The sequence below is a fragment of the Streptomyces sp. Root1310 genome (assembly GCF_001426425.1).
In the GTDB taxonomy this organism is placed as follows: domain Bacteria; phylum Actinomycetota; class Actinomycetes; order Streptomycetales; family Streptomycetaceae; genus Streptomyces.
The window spans coordinates 195399-213262 of record NZ_LMEQ01000012.1 but is presented as its reverse complement, the minus strand read 5'-3'; the positions used below and the strand labels follow the sequence as shown (position 1 = coordinate 213262).

Annotated in this window: 19 protein-coding genes and 3 tRNA genes; 6 read left to right on the top strand and 16 right to left on the bottom strand. The window is 71.2% G+C overall.

Annotation, left to right across the window (positions count from 1 at the left end; genetic code table 11):
- The first annotated feature begins 46 nt into the window (after positions 1–46).
- Entirely contained in the window at positions 47–1075 is a 1029-nt protein-coding gene (locus ASD48_RS19100) for an adenosine deaminase (RefSeq protein ID WP_057602853.1), read from the top strand.
- A 50-nt stretch (positions 1076–1125) separates the two neighbouring features.
- Here the strand turns inward: ASD48_RS19100 and ASD48_RS19095 are convergent, their stop codons facing one another.
- The 8 genes from ASD48_RS19095 to ASD48_RS19060 all read right to left on the bottom strand — a co-directional run bounded on the left by ASD48_RS19095 (position 1126) and on the right by ASD48_RS19060 (position 6183).
- A complete protein-coding gene (locus tag ASD48_RS19095) occupies positions 1126–2181 on the bottom strand; it encodes a UDP-N-acetylmuramate dehydrogenase (protein ID WP_057602852.1) in 1056 nt (351 codons plus the stop codon).
- 198 nt (positions 2182–2379) lie between these two features.
- The gene (locus ASD48_RS19090) at positions 2380–3852 is read right to left on the bottom strand and encodes a DHA2 family efflux MFS transporter permease subunit (protein ID WP_057602851.1); all 1473 of its coding nucleotides are present in this window, start codon (positions 3850–3852) and stop codon (positions 2380–2382) included.
- A gap of 103 nt (positions 3853–3955) precedes the next feature.
- Complete coding sequence (locus ASD48_RS19085; protein WP_020132682.1) at positions 3956–4525, bottom strand: TetR/AcrR family transcriptional regulator; 570 nt, start codon at positions 4523–4525, stop codon at positions 3956–3958.
- A gap of 125 nt (positions 4526–4650) precedes the next feature.
- The gene (locus ASD48_RS19080; RefSeq protein ID WP_057602850.1) at positions 4651–5079 is read right to left on the bottom strand and encodes a MaoC family dehydratase; all 429 of its coding nucleotides are present in this window, start codon (positions 5077–5079) and stop codon (positions 4651–4653) included.
- Positions 5080–5086: 7 nt separating this feature from the next.
- Entirely contained in the window at positions 5087–5578 is a 492-nt protein-coding gene (locus ASD48_RS19075) for a MaoC family dehydratase N-terminal domain-containing protein (RefSeq protein WP_057602849.1), read from the bottom strand.
- 160 nt (positions 5579–5738) lie between these two features.
- Positions 5739–5903, bottom strand: a complete 165-nt coding sequence (gene rpmG / locus ASD48_RS19070) for a 50S ribosomal protein L33 (protein ID WP_003948671.1) — start codon at positions 5901–5903, stop codon at positions 5739–5741.
- A gap of 88 nt (positions 5904–5991) precedes the next feature.
- Positions 5992–6064, bottom strand: a tRNA-Met gene (locus ASD48_RS19065).
- 46 nt (positions 6065–6110) lie between these two features.
- Positions 6111–6183, bottom strand: a tRNA-Thr gene (locus ASD48_RS19060).
- A gap of 271 nt (positions 6184–6454) precedes the next feature.
- Here ASD48_RS19060 and ASD48_RS19055 point away from each other — a divergent pair.
- Positions 6455–7723: a hydrolase gene (locus tag ASD48_RS19055; protein WP_057602848.1), complete on the top strand. Its 1269-nt coding sequence runs from the start codon at positions 6455–6457 to the stop codon at positions 7721–7723.
- A gap of 87 nt (positions 7724–7810) precedes the next feature.
- Entirely contained in the window at positions 7811–8467 is a 657-nt protein-coding gene (locus ASD48_RS19050) for an SDR family oxidoreductase (protein ID WP_057602847.1), read from the top strand.
- A 79-nt stretch (positions 8468–8546) separates the two neighbouring features.
- Here ASD48_RS19050 and ASD48_RS45325 read toward each other — a convergent pair whose 3' ends face one another.
- Complete coding sequence (locus tag ASD48_RS45325; RefSeq protein ID WP_079073915.1) at positions 8547–8768, bottom strand: hypothetical protein; 222 nt, start codon at positions 8766–8768, stop codon at positions 8547–8549.
- A 98-nt stretch (positions 8769–8866) separates the two neighbouring features.
- Here ASD48_RS45325 and ASD48_RS19045 point away from each other — a divergent pair, with 98 nt between their 5' ends.
- Positions 8867–9178, top strand: a complete 312-nt coding sequence (locus tag ASD48_RS19045) for a hypothetical protein (RefSeq protein ID WP_057602846.1) — start codon at positions 8867–8869, stop codon at positions 9176–9178.
- 600 nt (positions 9179–9778) lie between these two features.
- On the opposite strand, the gene ASD48_RS19040 is transcribed toward ASD48_RS19045, so the two are convergent.
- Positions 9779–9860: transfer RNA gene (locus ASD48_RS19040), tRNA-Tyr, on the bottom strand.
- A gap of 225 nt (positions 9861–10085) precedes the next feature.
- Between ASD48_RS19040 and ASD48_RS19035 the strand changes: the two genes are divergently transcribed.
- Positions 10086–10574: a YajQ family cyclic di-GMP-binding protein gene (locus tag ASD48_RS19035; RefSeq protein WP_020132689.1), complete on the top strand. Its 489-nt coding sequence runs from the start codon at positions 10086–10088 to the stop codon at positions 10572–10574.
- Between the two features lie 149 nt (positions 10575–10723).
- On the opposite strand, the gene ASD48_RS19030 is transcribed toward ASD48_RS19035, so the two are convergent.
- The gene (locus tag ASD48_RS19030) at positions 10724–10990 is read right to left on the bottom strand and encodes a GlsB/YeaQ/YmgE family stress response membrane protein (protein WP_020132690.1); all 267 of its coding nucleotides are present in this window, start codon (positions 10988–10990) and stop codon (positions 10724–10726) included.
- A gap of 188 nt (positions 10991–11178) precedes the next feature.
- On the opposite strand from ASD48_RS19030, the gene ASD48_RS19025 reads away from it, so the two are divergent.
- Positions 11179–12432, top strand: a complete 1254-nt coding sequence (locus tag ASD48_RS19025; protein WP_057602845.1) for an APC family permease — start codon at positions 11179–11181, stop codon at positions 12430–12432.
- Positions 12433–12573: 141 nt separating this feature from the next.
- On the opposite strand, the gene ASD48_RS19020 is transcribed toward ASD48_RS19025, so the two are convergent.
- The 5 genes from ASD48_RS19020 to ASD48_RS19000 form a co-directional block, all read right to left on the bottom strand.
- Positions 12574–13146, bottom strand: a complete 573-nt coding sequence (locus ASD48_RS19020) for an SMI1/KNR4 family protein (RefSeq protein ID WP_057602844.1) — start codon at positions 13144–13146, stop codon at positions 12574–12576.
- A 126-nt stretch (positions 13147–13272) separates the two neighbouring features.
- The gene (locus ASD48_RS19015; RefSeq protein ID WP_057602843.1) at positions 13273–13665 is read right to left on the bottom strand and encodes a YccF domain-containing protein; all 393 of its coding nucleotides are present in this window, start codon (positions 13663–13665) and stop codon (positions 13273–13275) included.
- Positions 13662–14525, bottom strand: coding sequence for a zinc metalloprotease HtpX (gene htpX / locus ASD48_RS19010; protein WP_020130197.1), 864 nt, complete (start codon positions 14523–14525; stop codon positions 13662–13664). Before htpX ends, ASD48_RS19015 begins: the two co-directional genes overlap by 4 nt.
- Positions 14526–14728: 203 nt before the next feature.
- Positions 14729–16264: an NADH-quinone oxidoreductase subunit N gene (locus ASD48_RS19005; protein WP_199875869.1), complete on the bottom strand. Its 1536-nt coding sequence runs from the start codon at positions 16262–16264 to the stop codon at positions 14729–14731.
- Positions 16261–17859 carry an NADH-quinone oxidoreductase subunit M gene (locus ASD48_RS19000; RefSeq protein WP_057602842.1) on the bottom strand — a complete coding sequence of 533 codons (1599 nt, stop codon included), beginning with the start codon at positions 17857–17859 and terminating at the stop codon, positions 16261–16263. Before ASD48_RS19000 ends, ASD48_RS19005 begins: the two co-directional genes overlap by 4 nt.
- Positions 17860–17864 lie beyond the last annotated feature (5 nt).

Genomic DNA, 17864 nt, shown 5'->3' with positions numbered 1-17864 from the left:
GGGAAAGCGCTACCGGGACGACCGGAAGGTACGGCAGGATCCTGGAATGGAGCGTGTACGTGATGTCTCTGAGCTGCCGAAAGCCCATCTGCACCTGCACTTCACCGGGTCGATGCGGGCCACCACCGTGCTGGAACTGGCCGACAAGTACGGCGTGCACCTGCCGGACGCGCTGAACGAGGCGCTGACCAGCGGGGAGCCACCCAGGCTGCGGGCCACGGACGAACGGGGCTGGTTCCGCTTCCAGCGTCTGTACGACGCGGCGCGCAGTTGCGTCCGCGAGCCGGAGGACATCCAGCGGCTGGTGCGGGAAGCCGCGGAGGAGGACCTGAAGGACGGCTCGGGCTGGCTGGAGATCCAGGTGGACCCGACGTCGTACGCGCCCCGGCTGGGCGGGCTGATCCCGGCGCTGGAGATCATCCTGGACGCGGTGGAGACGGCCTCGCGTGACACCGGGCTCGGCATGCGGGTGCTGGTCGCGGCGAACCGGATGAAGCACCCGCTGGACGCCCGCACCCTGGCCCGGCTGGCCGTGCGGTACGCGGACCGGGGCGTGGTCGGTTTCGGGCTGTCGAACGACGAACGCCGGGGCATGGCCAGGGACTTCGACCGGGCCTTCGCGATCGCCCGGGAGGGCGGGCTGCTGTCCGCCCCGCACGGCGGCGAGTTGACCGGCCCCTCGTCCGTCCGCGACTGCCTGGACGACCTGGACGCGAACCGGCTGGGGCACGGGGTGCGGGCGGCCGAGGATCCGCGGCTGCTGAAGAGGCTCGCCGACCGGGGCGTGACCTGCGAGGTGTGCCCGGCGTCGAACGTGGCGCTGGGCGTGTACGAGAAGCCGGAGGACGTTCCGCTGCGGACGCTCTTCGAGGCCGGGGTGCCGATGGCCCTGGGCGCCGACGACCCGCTGCTGTTCGGCTCACGTCTGGCGGCGCAGTACGACATCGCCCGCCGGCACCACGCCTTCACGGACGAGGAGTTGGCGGAACTGGCCCGCCAGTCCGTACGAGCCTCGGCGGCGCCGGAGGACGTCAGGGCGAAGCTGCTGGCGGGCGTGGACGACTGGCTGGCATAGCGCGGCGCACGGGCGCGCGGCGCGCAGGGGGTGTGGCGAGCGGGGGCGCGCTAGAGCCCGGCGCCCACCATCACCGGCTCGTTGACCAGCGTGACCCCGAAGGCCTCGCGCACCCCGGCCACGACCTCACGGGCCAGCGCCAGCAGGTCCTCCGTGGTGGCCGCGCCGCGGTTGGTGAGGGCGAGGGTGTGCTTGGTGGAGATCCGGGCGGGCCCGCTGCCGTACCCCTTGGTGAAGCCCGCCTTGTCGATCAGCCAGGCCGCGGAGGTCTTGGTGTGTCCCGCCCCCGCCGGGTAGGCGGGCGGCTCCGCGCCGTCGCCCAGCCGCTCCTTCACGCGCGCGTGGAACGCGGCGAAGTCGGCGTCGGTGAGGATCGGGTTGGTGAAGAAGGAGCCGGCCGACCAGGTGTCGTGATCCTCCGGGTCGAGGACCATGCCCTTCCCGGCGCGCAGCTTCAGCACGGTCTCGCGGGCCTCGGCGAGCGGCACCCGGTCGCCGGGCTCGACGCCCAGCGCGCGTGCCGTCTCGGCGTATTTCAGGGGCGCCGACAGCCCGTCCGCGTCCTCGAGCGCGAAGCGGACGCGCAGGACGACATACCGCTCGGGATCGGCCTTGAAGCGGCTGTGCCGGTAGGAGAAGGCGCACTCCTCGTTGGTGAGCGTCACCGTCCCGCCCGCCCGGCGGTCGTACGCGATCACCTCGGTGATCGTCGTGGAGACCTCCTGGCCGTACGCCCCGACGTTCTGGATGGGGGTCGCGCCCGCCGAGCCGGGGATGCCGGCCAGGCACTCGACGCCGGCCAGCCCGGCCTCCACCGTGCGGGCGACCGCGTCGGTCCAGATCTCGCCCGCGGCCAGCTCCAGTCGTGTCCCGACGAGTTCGCAGCCGCGCGTGGCGATGCGCAGGGCGGTGCCCTCGAAGCCCTTGTCGCCGATGACGAGGTTCGAGCCACCGCCGACGATCAGCAGCGGCGTACCGTCGGCGTCGGCCTCGCGGACGGCCGCGATCACCTCGGCGTCGGTCGTCGCGGTCACCAGCCTGGTGGCGGGACCGCCCAGCCGGAAGGTGGTCAGCGGGGCGAGCGGGGCATCGTGGAGTTCCAGCACGCGCCCCAGCCTACGAGACACCACCGACAGCCCCGCCTGCCCCGGCCCCCGGCAGCCCGATCCGGCCGACAGCCCTCGCGGGTCACGGCACGCGCGCGTACGGCCCCGCCGAGGTGGACGGGGCCGTACGCACGCGTGCCGGACGTGTCCGGGCACTCATGTGCCGTGTGTCTCTGCCGTGTGTCTCCGCCGTGTGTCTCAGCGGGCGGCGGGCTCCGGCACGGGCGCCGCCTCGGAGGCCGCCTCGGGACCCGCCGCAGGACCCGCCTGGGAGTCCGTCACCGCGAGGTCCGCTCGCCGCCGGGCCGGTATCAGCAGGGCGGCGAACCCGGCGAGGGCCACCACCGCGGAGCCCGTGACCAGCGCGGGCCGCAGCCCGTCGACGAAGGCCGAGCCGGACTCGTAGCCGCCCTGCGCCGCGAAGATCGACGACATGATCGCGATGCCGAGGGCCCCGCCGACCTCCCGCAGCGCGTTGTTGGCGCCGGAGGCCATCCCCTGCTCCTGCGGTCGGACGCTGGACATGACCAGGGCGGAGGCGGGGGCGAAGAACAGCGCCATGCCGATGCCGCTGACGATCAGACCGGGCAGCTGGACGGCGTAGGAGGCGTCGACGGTCGCCACGGCGGCCATCCAGCCGAGCCCGGCGGCCTGGAGGAAGAGCCCGGTGGCGACGACCGGCCGGCCGCCGACGCGGTCGGAGAGGATGCCGGCGATCGGCGCGACGAGCATCGGCATGCCGGTCCACGGCAGCATCCTGAGGCCGGCCTCGGTGGGCGAGTAGCCGAGGACGCCCTGCATGTACTGGCTGAGCAGGAAGATCGAGCCGAACATCCCGAGGAACATCAGCAGGCTCGCGGCGTTGATCCCGGCGAAGGCGCGGGACCGGAAGAGACGCATCGGCAGCATGGGGTTCTTGGCCCGCAGCCCGTGCAGGACGAACCCGACGAGCAGGACGCCGCCCGCGAACAGGCCGGTCAGCACGAGCGGGCTGGTCCAGCCGTCGGCCGGCCCGCGCACCAGGCCGTAGACGAGGCCGAAGAGGCCGCCGCTGGCGAGCAGGGTGCCGGGGAAGTCGAGCGGGGCACCGGTGCCGTAGGACTCGGCGAGGCGCAGCCGGGCGAGCGGCAGCAGGGCGAGGCCCAGCGGAACGTTCAGCCAGAAGATCCAGTGCCAGGACACGTGTTCGGTGAGGCTGCCGCCGATGAGCGGCCCGGAGGCGACCGCGAGTCCGTTGACCGCGCCCCAGATGCCGTAGGCCATTCCGCGCTTGGCGGCGGGCACGGCGGCCGTGAGGAGGGTGAGCGTCAGCGGCATCATGACGGCCGCGCCGACACCCTGGACCGCGCGGGCGGCGATGAGGGAGTCGATGCCGGGGGCCATGGCCGCGGCGGCGGAGGCGGCGGTGAAGACGGTGAGTCCGGCGAGGAACATCCGCCGGCGGCCGAAGCGGTCGCCGAGCGCCGCGCCGAACATCAGCAGCACGGCGAAGGTGAGCGTGTAGGCGCTCACGGTCCATTCGAGGTCGCCGAGCCCGCCGCCGAGATCCTCGCGGATGGACGGCAGGGCGGTGGTGACGACGAGGTTGTCGAGGGCCGCCATGAACCCGGCGACACTGGTGATGACGAGGGCCCAGACGGCTCCCCCGCGACGTGCGGTCTGCTCTGACATCGCTCCCCCAGCGGGTGATCGAACTCCGGTTAGTAATTGATGACTAACTTTTGCGCCCAAAAAAAGGCGCCCTTCGCGGCGGCGACCAACCCCGCCGCCCGCGCTACTTCTCCAGTCGGCCCTTGATCCGGGCCGAGGGGTACATCCCTTCCCAGACCCGGTCCCCGGGCGCGAACCCCATGGCCACCAGGCAGTTGACGAGCATGCCGTACGCCATGAAGGTCGTCGTCTCGTTCACGTCGGCGCCGAGGGGCACATGGACGGTGTCCCAGAGCCGCATCCACCCGGCACGCACGGCCTCCCCGAAGCCGTGGTCGCCCTCCGCCTCCGCGGCGGCCACCGCGACATACGTCTGCATCTGCATCATCAGCCGTTCGGGCTGCTCCGCGATGACCCTGGTGTACGCGTTCGCCATGGCGTGCAGGGCCTCTTCGCCCTCCAGCCCCCTGGCGGCCTCCTCGAACGTGCGGACGGTGTCGTCCATGCAGCGCTCGGACGCCGCGAGGAAGATCGCCTTCTTGCCTGCGAAGAGCCGGAAGAGATACGGCTGCGAGACACCCACCCGCCGGGCGATCGCCTCGGTGGAGGTGCCGTGATAGCCACCCCGGGCGAACTCGCTCGTCGCCGCGCGGATGACGCTCTCGCGCCTCTCGTCTGCGCTCATCCTGACCATGCGGCTAAGTTAGTGCTCAATCACTAACCAAGTCAAGGCCTGCCCCGCGCAAGGTGCGCCTCCTCTCACGTGTAAGGGGCGCCCCTTCAGGAGAGCGCCCCTTATGTCGTGTGTGCCGCCCGGGATCAGGCCAGCCGTACGACCGCCCGGGACATCCCGAGGACCTTCTGCCCGCCGCTGGTCACCGTCAGATCGACCCGCACGGTGTTGTCGTCGAGCTTGGCGCCCACCTTGCCGGTGACCTCGATCACGGCGCCCTGGTCGTCGTTCGGGACGACGACGGGCTTGATGAAGCGAACGCCGTAGTCGACGACCGCGCCCGGGTCGCCGATCCAGTCGGTGACGACGCGGACCGCCTCGGCCATGGTGAACATGCCGTGCGCGATGACGTCCGGCAGACCCACCTCCTTGGCGAACTTCTCGTTCCAGTGGATGGGGTTGAAGTCCCCGGAGGCACCCGCGTACTGCACCAGCGTCGCGCGGTTCACGGGGAAGGACCGGGCCGGCAGCTCGGTGCCGACCTCGACATCGTCGTAAGCGATCTTCGCCGTCATCGGTTCCTCACGCCTTCCCGTCCGTGGCGTCCACGGATCCCGCGGATTCCGCCGGCTCCGCCGCGCGGGCGACGAGCTTGGTCCAGGCGGTCACGACGTGCTCGCCGCTCTCGTCGTGGACCTCGCCACGGATGTCCAGGATGTCGTTGCCGGCCATGGACTTGACCGCCTCGATGGTCGAGGTGACCGTGAGCCGGTCACCGGCGCGCACCGGGCGCCGGTAGGCGAACTTCTGGTCACCGTGCACCACCCGGCTGTAGTCGAGACCCAGCCGAGGGTCCTGGACGACCTGCCCCGCCGCCTTGAAGGTGATCGAGAACACGAAGGTCGGCGGCGCGATCACATCGGCGTACCCGAGCGCCTTGGCGGCCTCCGGGTCGATGTACGCCGGGTTGGCATCGCCCACGGCCTCGGCGAACTCGCGGATCTTCTCCCGACCGACCTCGTAGGGATCGGTGGGCGGGTAGCTCCGCCCGACGAAGGACTGGTCGAGCGCCATGGCCTCGGCACCTCCTGGTTGCTCTGCTGCTCCGCTGCTCTGTAGCTCTGTAGCTCTGGTGCTTGTACCGCTCAGCCTTGCTCTACCGACCGGTACGGGTCGCTCAACGACACGAGGCCGCCCCCGATCACTCGGGGACGGCCTCGCATACGAGCCTGATTTATCGCGTTTCGCGGTGCGCGGTGTGCGCATTGCAACGCGGGCAGTGCTTCTTCATCTCCAGTCGGTCCGGGTTGTTACGCCGGTTCTTCTTGGTGATGTAGTTCCGCTCCTTGCACTCCACGCAGGCCAGCGTGATCTTCGGGCGGACGTCGGTGGCAGCCACAGGAGTGCTCCTTGACGAACGGATGGGACATATAACGCATGAAAGAGTAGCCGATCGAAGGACCGACCCCAAAATCGGCTACTGTCAGTAGCGGTGACCGGACTTGAACCGGTGACACAGCGATTATGAGCCGCTTGCTCTACCGACTGAGCTACACCGCTTTGATGGGATCAGGTCCCGCCTTACGACGGGAACCTCACCCACCAGAGCCCCAATACGGAATCGAACCGTAGACCTTCTCCTTACCATGGAGACGCTCTACCGACTGAGCTATTGGGGCGAGCGATGAAGACATTACACGGTCCGCAGCCGTTCACCCAAATCCGTTTCGCGAGGCCCTCCGGGACCGCCCGGAGGGCCGTTTCCGCAGGGTCCCGGCGGCCTCCCGGGCCCCTCCCGCACGTCGGACCACACCGGTACGACTATTGCGCTCCTCCCCGCCGGCGCCGAAACGCCGTCCTAGGCTCGACTCACTCTGCGTGATCTTGCGTCCACGCGACCGCGCGTCACCCGCGTCCCCGCGCAGCCCCGAGCCGAGCCCCTGGAGCGCGATGCCCGACAGCCAGCCGCAACCGCCCCCTTGGCCGTCGTCCTCGTCCGGCGCCTTCGGAGGTTCACCGGACCCGGCCGCCCTCCTGCTGAGCGGGGCGCGCCTGACGGACGGCCGGACCGTGGACGTACGGCTGGGCCGCGGCCGTATCGAGGCGGTCGGCACGGCGGGCAGCCTGACGGCCGGCCCCGCCCGCGGCGGCACGCGCGTGGACCTCGGCGGCTACCTCCTGCTCCCCGCCCCCGCCGAGCCGCACGCGCACGCCGACACCGCGCTCACGGCCGACGCCGACGGCCCGGTCTCGTACACCGCCGAGGACGTCCAGCGCCGTGCCACGGAGGCCGCGTTGCTGCAACTGGGCCACGGCGCGACGGCGCTGCGCGCCCATGTGCACGTGGGCGACGTCCAGGGCCTCGGCGCGCTGGCCGCCGTACTGCGGGCCCGGCGTTCGCTGCGCGGACTCGCCGAACTGACGACGGTGGCGATGCCGCGCGTACTGACCGGGGCCGCCGGGGCGGACGGGCTCGCGATGCTGCGGGACGCGGTGAAGATGGGCGCCTCGGTGGTGGGCGGCTGCCCGGACCTGGACCCCGATCCGACGGGCTACGTGGAGACCGTCCTGGAGGTCGCCTCCGAGCACGGCTGCCCCGTCGACCTGCACACCGACGCCGCCGACCCGGCCCGCCTCGCCCGCCTCGCCGCGATGGCCGGCGGTCTGCGCCCCGGCGTCACCCTGAGCCCCTGCGGCGGCCTCGACGACCTCCCCGCCGAAACCGCCACCCGCACCGCCGACCAACTCGCCGCCGCCGGCGTGACGGTGGTCTGCCTCCCCCAGGGCGGCTGCGGCACCGTCGACCACCGGGACGCTGCGCCCGTACGGCTGTTGCGCGCGGCCGGCGTCCGGATCGCGGCGGGCAGCGGGGCGTTGCGCGACGTCTCCAACCCGGTCGGCCGCGGCGACCCCCTGGAGGCGGCCTACCTCCTCGCCTCCCGTCACGGCCTGCGCGCCGAGGACGCCTACGACGCCGTGAGCACGTCCGCGCGGGCCGCGCTGGGCCTCCCCGAGGTCCGCGTGGAGGCGGGCTTCCCGGCCGACCTCCTGGCCGTTCGCGGCGACCGGCTGGCGGGCGCCCTGTCCCTGGCGTACAGCAGGATCGTGATCCACCAGGGCCGCGTGGTGGCCCGCACCAGCGCCGTCCGCGAGTACCGCAGCTCGACGGCCGCCCCGGAGTGGGGCCTGCCGAGGCAGGGGCGTGGACAGCTGTCGTAGGACGGCTGGGGCGGGCCGGGGAGTTGAGCCGCCGCCCCGGGTGAGGTCATGCGGCGGATGCGGTTGTCCGGGCGTACGGTCGGAACCATGCGCATTGTCATCGCTGGTGGTCATGGTCAGATCGCGCTGCGGCTGGAGCGTCTGCTCGCCGCGCGCGGGGACGAGGTCGCGGGGATCATCCGCAAGGCGGAACAGGGCGACGACCTCCGGGCGGCCGGCGCCGAACCGGTCGTCCTGGACCTGGAGTCGGCGTCCGTCGAAGCGGTCGCGGAGCGGCTGCGGGGCGCGGACGCGGCGGTGTTCGCGGCGGGCGCCGGTCCGGGTAGCGGGGTGAACCGCAAGGACACCGTGGACAAGGGCGCGGCGGTGCTGTTCGCGGACGCGGCGGTCCGGGCGGGCGTACGGCGCTTCCTGGTCGTGTCGTCCATGGGCGCGGACCCCGGCCACCGGGGTGACGAGGTCTTCGACGTCTACCTGCGCGCCAAGGGCGAGGCGGACGCGCACGTGCAGGGCCTCGACTCCCTCGACTGGACGATCCTGCGCCCCGGCGCGCTCACGAACGATCCCGGAACCGGCCTGGTCCGCCTGGAGGCCCGCACGGGCCGCGGCTCCGTCCCGCGCGACGACGTGGCCGCCGTACTGGCCGAACTGCTGGACACCCCGGCGACGTCCGGCCTCACCCTGGAGCTCATCAGCGGCTCGGCACCGGTTCCGGTGGCGGTCAAGGCGGTGGCGGGGAACTGAGAATCGCCGGGCACCGCAGGACGCCCGGGGACGCGCACACGCGAACACCACAACGCTGGGCCGCAGGACCGCAGGACCGCTAGAAGAGGGGCAGCTGTCCCGGAAACTCCGGGACCGCATATCCGTCCAACGACGGCTGTGCCGCGCCCAGTTGTGCCGTACTGCGCGAGCCGGGGCAGGAGACGAGGTCCCCGGTCCCGCGTGCCCCCGGAGGGTCGTGCCGGGCGAACCGTCCGGCGACGACGGCGATCTCACGACGGCAAACGGGGCAGGTTCTACGACGGCTGGACGCGCTGGACATGTCGTCAGTCTGCCCCAGTGGGCCACGCGGGTACCCCACGGCGGGACGCGCCCCGCTCGCCGCGCGGAAGTGCGATCCCCTCCCTAGCATCCGTACACGTGGCACATACCTTCGAGGAACTCGTGGAGAAGCAACGCGCGGCCGACGAGGCACACGCGAGGGTCGAAGCGCTGCGGGACACGTACGGCGCACCCACGGCCACCCCCTGGCCGGAGATCCAGACCGACACCTACGAAACCGCCTGGCGCGCCTGGCGCGACCTCGCCCGCGACGTACAGGCCGCGGTGACCGAGCACGCCAAGGACGTGAACAGACCACGCAACGACATCGAGGCAGAGGTGAAGCGAGCGGCGAAGACGCCTTCACCGGAGGTCTCCGGACCCCCGGAAGACCCCACCGAAGGGAAGTGAAGCGGGCCGCCGCACAGCGGCACAGCATGTTCCGGCCCGCACGGATTGCCACGGCATGCCGCACGGGTTCGGTGACGCAGCGAATGAGAGCACCCTCATCGCGCCGACGCGCCAGGCGGGTGGACGGGCCAGGCGAGTGGACGGGCCACCAACCGTTCACGTCTGCCCGCTTGGGCCCCAGGGCGACAGCGAGCGCGCACTCCGCCACTCGCATGGACGTCGGCCGAGCATCCGTATGATCTTCGCCACGCCACGGCATCCGCCCGCCGGGTCCAGGAGTGGAACGGCGGCTCCTTGCGGATGCGGCGCGCACCGGCCACGGGCCCGCCGTGGCCGCCGCGCTCTTCCGGGTGCAAGCCCACTTCCTCGCGACGACGGTGACGACTGTGACGACGCAGCCGACGCAAGCGACGCCGAATCCCGCACGACTGGAGCAACGCCGCTGACGTGCCGGAAATCCCGTCCACGCCCGGTCCGCACACGTGAGGACAGGACGTTCGCATGCGAGACGGCGTAAGACGGTGCGCCCACCACCAGCGAGCATGACGAAGGGCCCGTGACCTGCTGTGCAAGCAGGTCACGGGCCCTTCGTTCTCAGCGTGGCGGCGCCAGGATTCGAACCTGGGAAGGCTGAGCCGGCAGATTTACAGTCTGCTCCCTTTGGCCGCTCGGGCACACCGCCGGGTTTGCCGCCTGTTCGAACCGCTTTTCGGCGGTGCTCCCTGGCAACGACGTAAACGATACCCGATGCCCAGGGGTGCTTCGCCACCTGATTCCTCGCCGCCCGGAGCGAGCGGGATGACTAGGCTTGTGCGGATGCGGCCCGGGATCACGCCGGGCTCGGCGGTCGCCCCCACGCACGCCGATACGCACCCGACAAGCACCCCGATACAAGGAGCCACAGGACATGGCCGACTCCAGTTTCGACATCGTCTCGAAGGTCGAGCGGCAGGAGGTCGACAACGCCCTCAACCAGGCCGGCAAGGAAATCTCGCAGCGCTACGACTTCAAAGGCGTCGGCGCCTCGATCTCGTGGTCCGGTGACAAGATCCTGATGGAGGCGAACTCCGAGGACCGGGTCAACGCCGTCCTCGACGTCTTCCAGTCCAAGCTGATCAAGCGCGGGATCTCACTCAAGGCGCTGGAGGCGGGCGAGCCCCAGCTCTCCGGCAAGGAGTACAAGCTCTTCGCGGAGATCAAGGAGGGCATCTCCCAGGACAACGCGAAGAAGGTCGCCAAGCTCATCCGCGACGAGGGCCCCAAGGGCGTGAAGGCCCAGGTGCAGGGCGAGGAACTGCGCGTCAGCTCCAAGAGCCGCGACGACTTGCAGACCGTCATCACCCTGCTCAAGGGCCAGGACTTCGACTTCGCTCTGCAGTTCGTGAACTACCGGTAGCCGACCGGACGGACACCAGCCGGACAGCCGCCGGCCGGACCGCTGCGAGGCGGACAGCCGCCAAGCGGACCGCTGCGCGGCGGACGGCTACGAGCAGGGTGGGCGCCCATGGGGTGACCACCCTGCTCGTTCGGTCGCCGCGGAGGCGGTCAGTCGCGTGAGTTGCCGAACAGCAGGCGGTAGACGATCAGCAGCACCAGCGAACCGCCGATCGCCGCGGCCCAGGTCGCGCCGTCGTAGAAGTCCTTGGTGATGGGGTGGTCCAGCCAGCGGGCCGATATCCAGCCGCCGATGAACGCGCCCGCGACGCCGATGAGGGTCGTGCCGATGAAGCCGCCCGGGTCGCGGCCCGGCAGCAGGACCTTGGCAATGACTCCGGCCAACAACCCCAGGATGATCCAGCTGATGATGCTCATGTCCTGAACCTGCCCTTCCGTGCTGTGCCCGCGCTGTCCCGACACTGTGATGTCGCTCGCTCCGGACGGGCCGTGCTCGTTGTTCCGTCCCGCCCCGCGTCCTGCGTCGCACGCGGGTTCGGGTCGTGTCGATGAGGACGACGTCACCACGGCACACGGCGGTTCCGTCGATCAGTAGGGTGCGGCCCATGACACAGTCCGGATCGCGCGCCGAACTGCGGCGAACGCTCGGCCTCGGTGACGCCGTGGTCATCGGGCTCGGCTCGATGATCGGTGCCGGCGTCTTCGCGGCGCTCGCTCCCGCCGCGCAGGCCGCGGGCTCCGGGCTGCTGCTCGGACTCGGGATCGCCGCACTGGTCGCCTACTGCAACGCCATGTCGTCGGCGCGACTCGCCGCCCTGTATCCGGCCTCGGGCGGCACGTACGTCTACGGGCGCGAGCGGCTCGGCGCGTTCTGGGGGTATCTGGCGGGCTGGTCGTTCGTGGTCGGCAAGACGGCCTCCTGTGCGGCGATGGCTCTGACGGTCGGTGCGTACGTCTGGCCGGCGCAGGCGCACGCGGTGGCGGTCGCGGCCGTGGTGGCGCTGACCGCGGTGAACTACGGCGGCATCCAGAAGTCGGCGTGGCTGACGCGGGCGATCGTGGCGGTGGTCCTGGCGGTCCTCGCTTCCGTGGTGGTCGTGTGCCTGGGGTCCGGCGCGTCCGACGTCGGGCGGCTGGACGCCGGGGTCTCCGGGGGTGTCGGCGGGGTGCTGACGGCCGCCGGGCTGCTGTTCTTCGCCTTCGCCGGGTACGCCCGCATCGCGACCCTGGGCGAGGAGGTGCGTGACCCGGCACGCACCATCCCCCGCGCGATCCCCCTGGCCCTGGGGATCACTCTGGTCGTCTACGCGTGCGTGACGGTCGCTGTCCTCTCCGTGCTGGGGCCGGACGGTCTCGGACGGGCGGGGGCCCCGCTGGCCGACGCGGTGCGGGCGGCGGGGGTGCCCGCTCTGGTGCCGGTGGTACGGGTCGGGGCGGCGGTGGCGGCGCTGGGCTCGCTCCTAGCCCTCATCCTGGGCGTCTCGCGCACGACGCTGGCCATGGCCAGGGACCGGCATCTGCCGGGCGCCCTGGCCGCCGTCCACCCTCGCTTCCGGGTACCGCACCGGGCCGAGCTCGTCGTGGGCGCGGTGGTCGCGGTCCTGGCCGCCACGGTGGACGTCCGGGGCGCGATCGGGTTCTCCTCCTTCGGTGTGCTGACGTACTACGCGGTGGCCAACGCATCGGCCTGGACGCTCGATCCGGCCCCGGCGAAGCGGCTGCTGCCCGCGGTGGGGCTCCTGGGCTGTGTGGTGCTCGCGTTCGCGCTGCCGAGGACCTCGGTGGTCGTGGGGGCGGGGGTGCTGGCGCTGGGCGGGCTCGCTTACGGGGTACGGCGGCGCTGGGCGGGCGCGCGATAGCCGGACGACGGCGACGACGGGCGGCAGGAGACGGCGGGCAGGCGACGACGGGCCGGGGAACGAGAGCGGGTCCCTGGGGGAGAGAGACGGCTGGCCCGGGGCGGGCGGCTGCTCGGGGAACGGGTGCGCGGCAGTGCACCGCTAAGGCGTCGTCACCCCGGTCGCCGCCGTGCGTATGCGGAACTCGCTCCAGGGGGTCGGGTCCAGGTCGTCGTTCATGGTGTCGTACCAGCCCGTGCCGTCGAGCCAGGCGTGCAGCCAGGCGGTGAGACTGGGGGCGTCGACGAACCAGGCGTGGTCGGGGTCGCCGGCGTTCGGTTCGAAGAGCAGGACCGTCGCCTGCGGGGAGCGGCAGTCCACGCACGCGTACATCGCGCAGCCCCAGTGGGATATGGGCAGGACACCCTCGGGCCAGGGCCAGTCGGGGTCTTCGCGACCGCTTGCGCGGTTCGCGAGGTACTGGGCGACGGCGGCGGGTTCACCGGCCGGAGAGCTGTCGAGCAGGGGCAGCAGGCCGTACTCCGGGCCGAATCCGCCGTCGCCTATACGCAGGTAGAGGTCGGCGAGCAGGGGTGGCAGGCGAAAGCCGAGCGCGGCCTCGGCACGGGCCACGGTGGCCGCGTCCACGGGGTCGGGGAGCGAAGGCCAACCCCAGGGGCGGGTGGTGGCCGCTCCGGCCGCCACCCTTGCCCACAACTGCTCGTTCTCGGTCATGCGTTCATGATGCAGCCCGCCACCGACAACCGGGCCGGCCTGTGGACAACCCACCGCCTGTGGACAACCGGCGGGCGGCGTGCGCCGCTGACGGGCTGTGGACACAAGCCGCTGGGGCCCGGACCGTCAGCGCGACGCGAACGGCTGGTCCGAGGGCACGATTTCGCGGCCCAGCGGGAACAGCGAGACCGGAATCAGTTTGAAGTTCGCGATGCCGAACGGGATGCCGATGATGGTCAGGCACAGGAGCAGGCCGGTGACGATGTGCCCGATGGCCAGCCACCAGCCGGCGAGGACCAGCCAGAGCACGTTGCCGACACAGGAGGGCGCTCCCGCGTCACGGCGCTCGATCGTCGTGTAGCCGAAGGGCCAGAGGGCGTAGACGCCGATGCGGAAGGCGGCGATGCCGAAGGGAATGCCGATGATCGTGATGCAGAGCAGTGCTCCAGCGGCCAGGTAGGCGAGGAACAGCCAGAATCCGCTCAGGATCAGCCAGATGACGTTCAGGATGGTCTTCACTGGTGGCGACCTGCCATTTTCTCGAGCCGGGCGATACGGTCCGCCATCGGCGGGTGCGTCGAGAACATCTTGGAGAGTCCCTGGCCCGGGCGGAAGGGATTCGCGATCATCATGTGGCTCGCGGTCTCGATGCGGGGCTCCGGAGGCAGTGGAAGCTGCTTGGTGCCCGTCTCCAGTTTGCGCAGCGCGCTCGCGAGGGCCAGCGGGTCGCCGGTGAGCTGCGCACCCGAGGCGTCCGCCTCGTACTCACGGGAGCGGCTGATGGCGAGTTGGATGACGCTGGCGGCGAGCGGGCCGAGAATCATGATCAGGAGCATGCCGAGGATGCCGGGCCCGTCGTCGTCGTCCGAGCGGCCGATCGGGATCAGCCAGGCGAAGTTGACCAGGAACATGATCACGGAGGCGAGCGCGCCGGCGACCGAGGAGATGAGGATGTCCCGGTTGTAGACGTGGCTGAGCTCGTGGCCGATGACGCCGCGCAGTTCGCGCTCGTCGAGGAGGCGCAGGATGCCGTCCGTGCAGCACACGGCGGCGTTGCGCGGGTTGCGGCCGGTGGCGAAGGCGTTGGGTGCCTCGGTCGGGGAGATGTACAGGCGGGGCATGGGCTGACGGGCCTGGGTGGAGAGCTCGCGGACCATCCGGTACAGCGCCGGAGCCTCGAACTCGCTCACCGGGCGGGCACGCATCGCGCGTAGCGCCAGTTTGTCGCTGTTCCAGTACGCGTACGCGTTGGTGCCGAGCGCGATCAGGACCGCGATGACCAGCCCCATGCGGCCGAAGAAGCTGCCGATGACGATGATGAGTGCGGACAGTCCCCCGAGGAGTACTGCGGTCCTGAGCCCGTTGTGCCGGCGGTGCACGGTACGCCCTCCAAGTCGTGCAGCAGGGGAACCCTTTGCTTGCGAATCTTGCTCGTGTTCGGTGGCACTGTGCCGTGGTGTCACATCCAGTGCACCTTCCCGTACTGGTCAACGCCAGGCGGGAGGCACTAGTTCCCTTGCGCCTGCGGGCAGGGGTGTGGGCCGTCCGGGTGAGGACGGGGGGCACGCGCGTGCGTGCGGGCTCAGAAGAGGCCGGTGTCGGTGAAGCGCAGCACCAGCTGGGGTGCTCCGGAGAGAGCGATGCCGAGGGCCGCTGTGAGGGTGATCGCGACGGTGAGCGGGGCGGGGACGCGGTGCTTCTCGGGCTCGCCTTCGGGGGCGCGGAAGAGCAGCGCCGTCCACTGGAGGTAGTAGTACAGGGCGATCACCACGTTGACGGCCATCACGACCGCGAGCCAGCCGAGGCCCGCGTCGACTGCTGCCGAGAAGACGGTGACCTTCGCGAAGAGACCGATGATGCCCGGCGGCAGTCCGGCGAGGCAGAGCAGGAAGAAGGCGAGGAGGAGGGCCGCCGCCGGATTCTTCGCGTAGAGGCCCCGGTAGTCCGTGATCCGGTTCGTCTCGCTGGTACGGCCCACCAGGGCGGCCACGGCGAAGGCGCCCAGGTTCACGGCGGCGTACATGAGGGCGTAGGCGACGGTGGAGCCGATGGCGTGCTCGGCGTCGTCGGAGTACGCGGCGGCGGCGATCGGCACGAGGAGGTAGCCGGCCTGGCCCACGGAGGACCAGGCGAGCAGGCGTACGGCGCTGTACGCGCGCGTGGCCTGCTGGCGGAGGGCGCCGACGTTGCCGACGGTCATGGTGAGGGCGGCCAGCACGGCCAGTGCGGGGCCCCAGACGTCGGCGTACGAGGGGAAGCCGATGACGGTGACGAGGATGAGGCCGGAGAAGCCGACCGCCTTGCCGACGACCGACAGATAGGCGGCGATGGGCAGCGGGGCGCCGACGTAGGTGTCGGGGACCCAGAAGTGGAAGGGGACGGCGGCCGTCTTGAAGGCGAAGCCGATCAGGGTGAGGACCACGCCGGTCTGGGCCAGGGTGTCCAGCCGGCCGTCGACGTGCTGGATGCGGTCGGCGACCTGGGTGAGGTAGAGGGTTCCGGTCGTCGCGTAGACGAAGCTGATGCCCAGGAGGCTGACGGTGGTCGCGGTGACGGACGACAGGAAGAACTTCAGGGCCGCCTCGGAGGACCTGCGGTCGCCGTGCCGGATACCGACCAGGGCGAAGGCGGGCAGGGAGGCGACCTCCAGGGCGACGACGAGGGTGGCGAGGTCGCGGGAGGCGGGCAGCAGGGCGGCACCGGCGGCGGAGGACAGCAGCAGGAACCAGAACTCGCCTTCGGGCAGTCGCCCGCGCGCGTCCTTCAGGGCGGTGACCGACAGCAGGGCCGCCAGCAGCGCTCCCCCGAGCACCAGGAACTGGATGACGAGGGTGAAGCGGTCTGCGGTGTAGCTGCACACGCGTGTGTCGCCGGTCAGGCAGAAGGTGGAGCGGTCGCCGTCCAGGAGGGGCAGGAGGAGGGCCGTGGCGGCGGCGAGTCCCGCGACCGACAGCCAGCCGAGGAGCGGCTTGCGGGCGTCGCCGACGAAGAGGTCGGCGACGAGGACGACGAGGGCGACGACGGCCGCGAGGGTGGGCGGCGCGATGGCCAACCAGTCGACGGACTGAACCACCGACTCGGCCAGGGGCTGGAACACAGGCTGGGCCAGGGCGCTCATCGGGTGCCTCCTGCGAGGAGCTGTTGCACGGCCGGGTCGGTCAGCCCGAGGAGGGCCTTCGGCCACAGGCCGGCGACGACGGTGAGGGCGACGAGCGGGGCCCAGGCCGCGAACTCGTAGGTCTGTACGTCGGCGAGGCGCGGAGCGTCCTGCGGGACGACGCCCATGCAGACGCGGCGGACCACGACGAGCAGGTACGCGGCCGTCAGCAGGGTGCCGAACGCGGCGATCGCCATGAAGGTGAGGAAAGCGGGCCGGCTGAGGTCGTCGGCCGGGTCGAAGGCGCCGAACAGGGCCAGCATCTCGCCCCAGAATCCGGCGAGGCCCGGCAGGCCGAGGGAGGCGACGGCGGCGAAGGCGAGGAGGCCGCCGAGACGGGGCGTCCTGCCGTACAGCGCGGCGCCGGTCTGCTCGGCGAGGGTGTCCAGATCGGTCGTGCCGGTGCGGTCCTTCAGCGCTCCGACCAGGAAGAAGAGGAGGCCGGTGATGAGTCCGTGGGCGATGTTGGCGAACAGGGCGCCGTTCACGCCGGTGGGGGTCATGCTCGCGATGCCGAGCAGGACGAAACCCATGTGGCCGACGGAGGAGTAGGCGATGAGACGCTTGAGGTCGCCCTTCGCGCCCCGCTTGGCGAGGGCCAGGCAGGCCAGGGATCCGTAGATGATCCCGACGACGGCGAAGGCCGCGAGGTAGGGCGCGAAGGTGCGGAAGCCGTCCGGTGCGACGGGCAGCAGGATCCGGACGAACCCGTACGTGCCCATTTTCAGCAGCACTCCGGCCAGCAGGACCGAGCCGACGGTCGGGGCGGCGGTGTGGGCGTCGGGCAGCCAGCTGTGCAGCGGCCACATCGGGGTCTTGACGGCGAGCCCGATCCCGATCGCGAGAACGGCGATGACCTGTACGGATGTGGTGAGCGACCGGCCGTTGTCAGTGGCGAGTGCCACCATGTCGAAGGTGCCCGCCTTGATTCCGATCAGGAGCAGGCCGAGCAGCATGACCACGGATCCGAGCAGCGTGAACAGGATGAACTTCCAGGCGGCCTGGGTCCGGCCCGCGCCGCCCCAGCGGGCGATGAGGAAGTACATCGGGACCAGGACCATCTCGAAGGCGAGGAAGAACAGCAGCAGGTCGAGGACGGCGAAGGCCGCGAGGGTGCCGGACTCCAGGACGAGCACGAGTGCGACGAAGGCTTTCGGGGACGGGTCCGCGGTCTGCTGCGCCGGCGACTGCTGCTGCCGCTTGAAGTAGGAGTACACCGCGCACAGGAAGGTCAGCAGCGCGGTCAGGACCAGCAGGGGGAGGGAGATGCCGTCGATGCCGAGGTGGATGCGCACGTCGAGTGCGGGGATCCAGCTGATGTCCGTGGTGGCCTGCATCTTCGACGGATGGTCGTGGTCGAAGCCGAGCGCGAGGACGATCGCGGCGATGAGGATCGCGCCGGTCACGGTCATGCCGTGGCGCAGCACGGCCTGCTCGGGTGACTTCCCCTTCAGCCCGGGCGGAGCCGGCAGAAGAGCGGCGGCGGCACCGAGGAGCGGGCCGGCCACGATGAATGCCAGAAGGAACTGCATCACGGACTCGTTGATATCGATCACGCCCG

Coding starts and splice junctions, on each gene's coding strand:
- ASD48_RS19030 (WP_020132690.1), bottom strand. CDS start 10,990: ATGAGCATCATCAGCTGGATCATCCTGGGGTTGTTGGCCGGAGTCATT.
- ASD48_RS19025 (WP_057602845.1), top strand. CDS start 11,179: ATGACACAGTCCGGATCGCGCGCCGAACTGCGGCGAACGCTCGGCCTC.
- ASD48_RS19035 (WP_020132689.1), top strand. CDS start 10,086: ATGGCCGACTCCAGTTTCGACATCGTCTCGAAGGTCGAGCGGCAGGAG.
- ASD48_RS19055 (WP_057602848.1), top strand. CDS start 6,455: ATGCCCGACAGCCAGCCGCAACCGCCCCCTTGGCCGTCGTCCTCGTCC.
- ASD48_RS19085 (WP_020132682.1), bottom strand. CDS start 4,525: ATGGTCAGGATGAGCGCAGACGAGAGGCGCGAGAGCGTCATCCGCGCG.
- ASD48_RS45325 (WP_079073915.1), bottom strand. CDS start 8,768: ATGTCCAGCGCGTCCAGCCGTCGTAGAACCTGCCCCGTTTGCCGTCGT.
- ASD48_RS19005 (WP_199875869.1), bottom strand. CDS start 16,264: ATGAGCGCCCTGGCCCAGCCTGTGTTCCAGCCCCTGGCCGAGTCGGTG.
- ASD48_RS19090 (WP_057602851.1), bottom strand. CDS start 3,852: ATGTCAGAGCAGACCGCACGTCGCGGGGGAGCCGTCTGGGCCCTCGTC.
- ASD48_RS19075 (WP_057602849.1), bottom strand. CDS start 5,578: ATGGCGCTCGACCAGTCCTTCGTCGGGCGGAGCTACCCGCCCACCGAT.
- ASD48_RS19020 (WP_057602844.1), bottom strand. CDS start 13,146: ATGACCGAGAACGAGCAGTTGTGGGCAAGGGTGGCGGCCGGAGCGGCC.
- ASD48_RS19100 (WP_057602853.1), top strand. CDS start 47: ATGGAGCGTGTACGTGATGTCTCTGAGCTGCCGAAAGCCCATCTGCAC.
- ASD48_RS19080 (WP_057602850.1), bottom strand. CDS start 5,079: ATGACGGCGAAGATCGCTTACGACGATGTCGAGGTCGGCACCGAGCTG.
- ASD48_RS19050 (WP_057602847.1), top strand. CDS start 7,811: ATGCGCATTGTCATCGCTGGTGGTCATGGTCAGATCGCGCTGCGGCTG.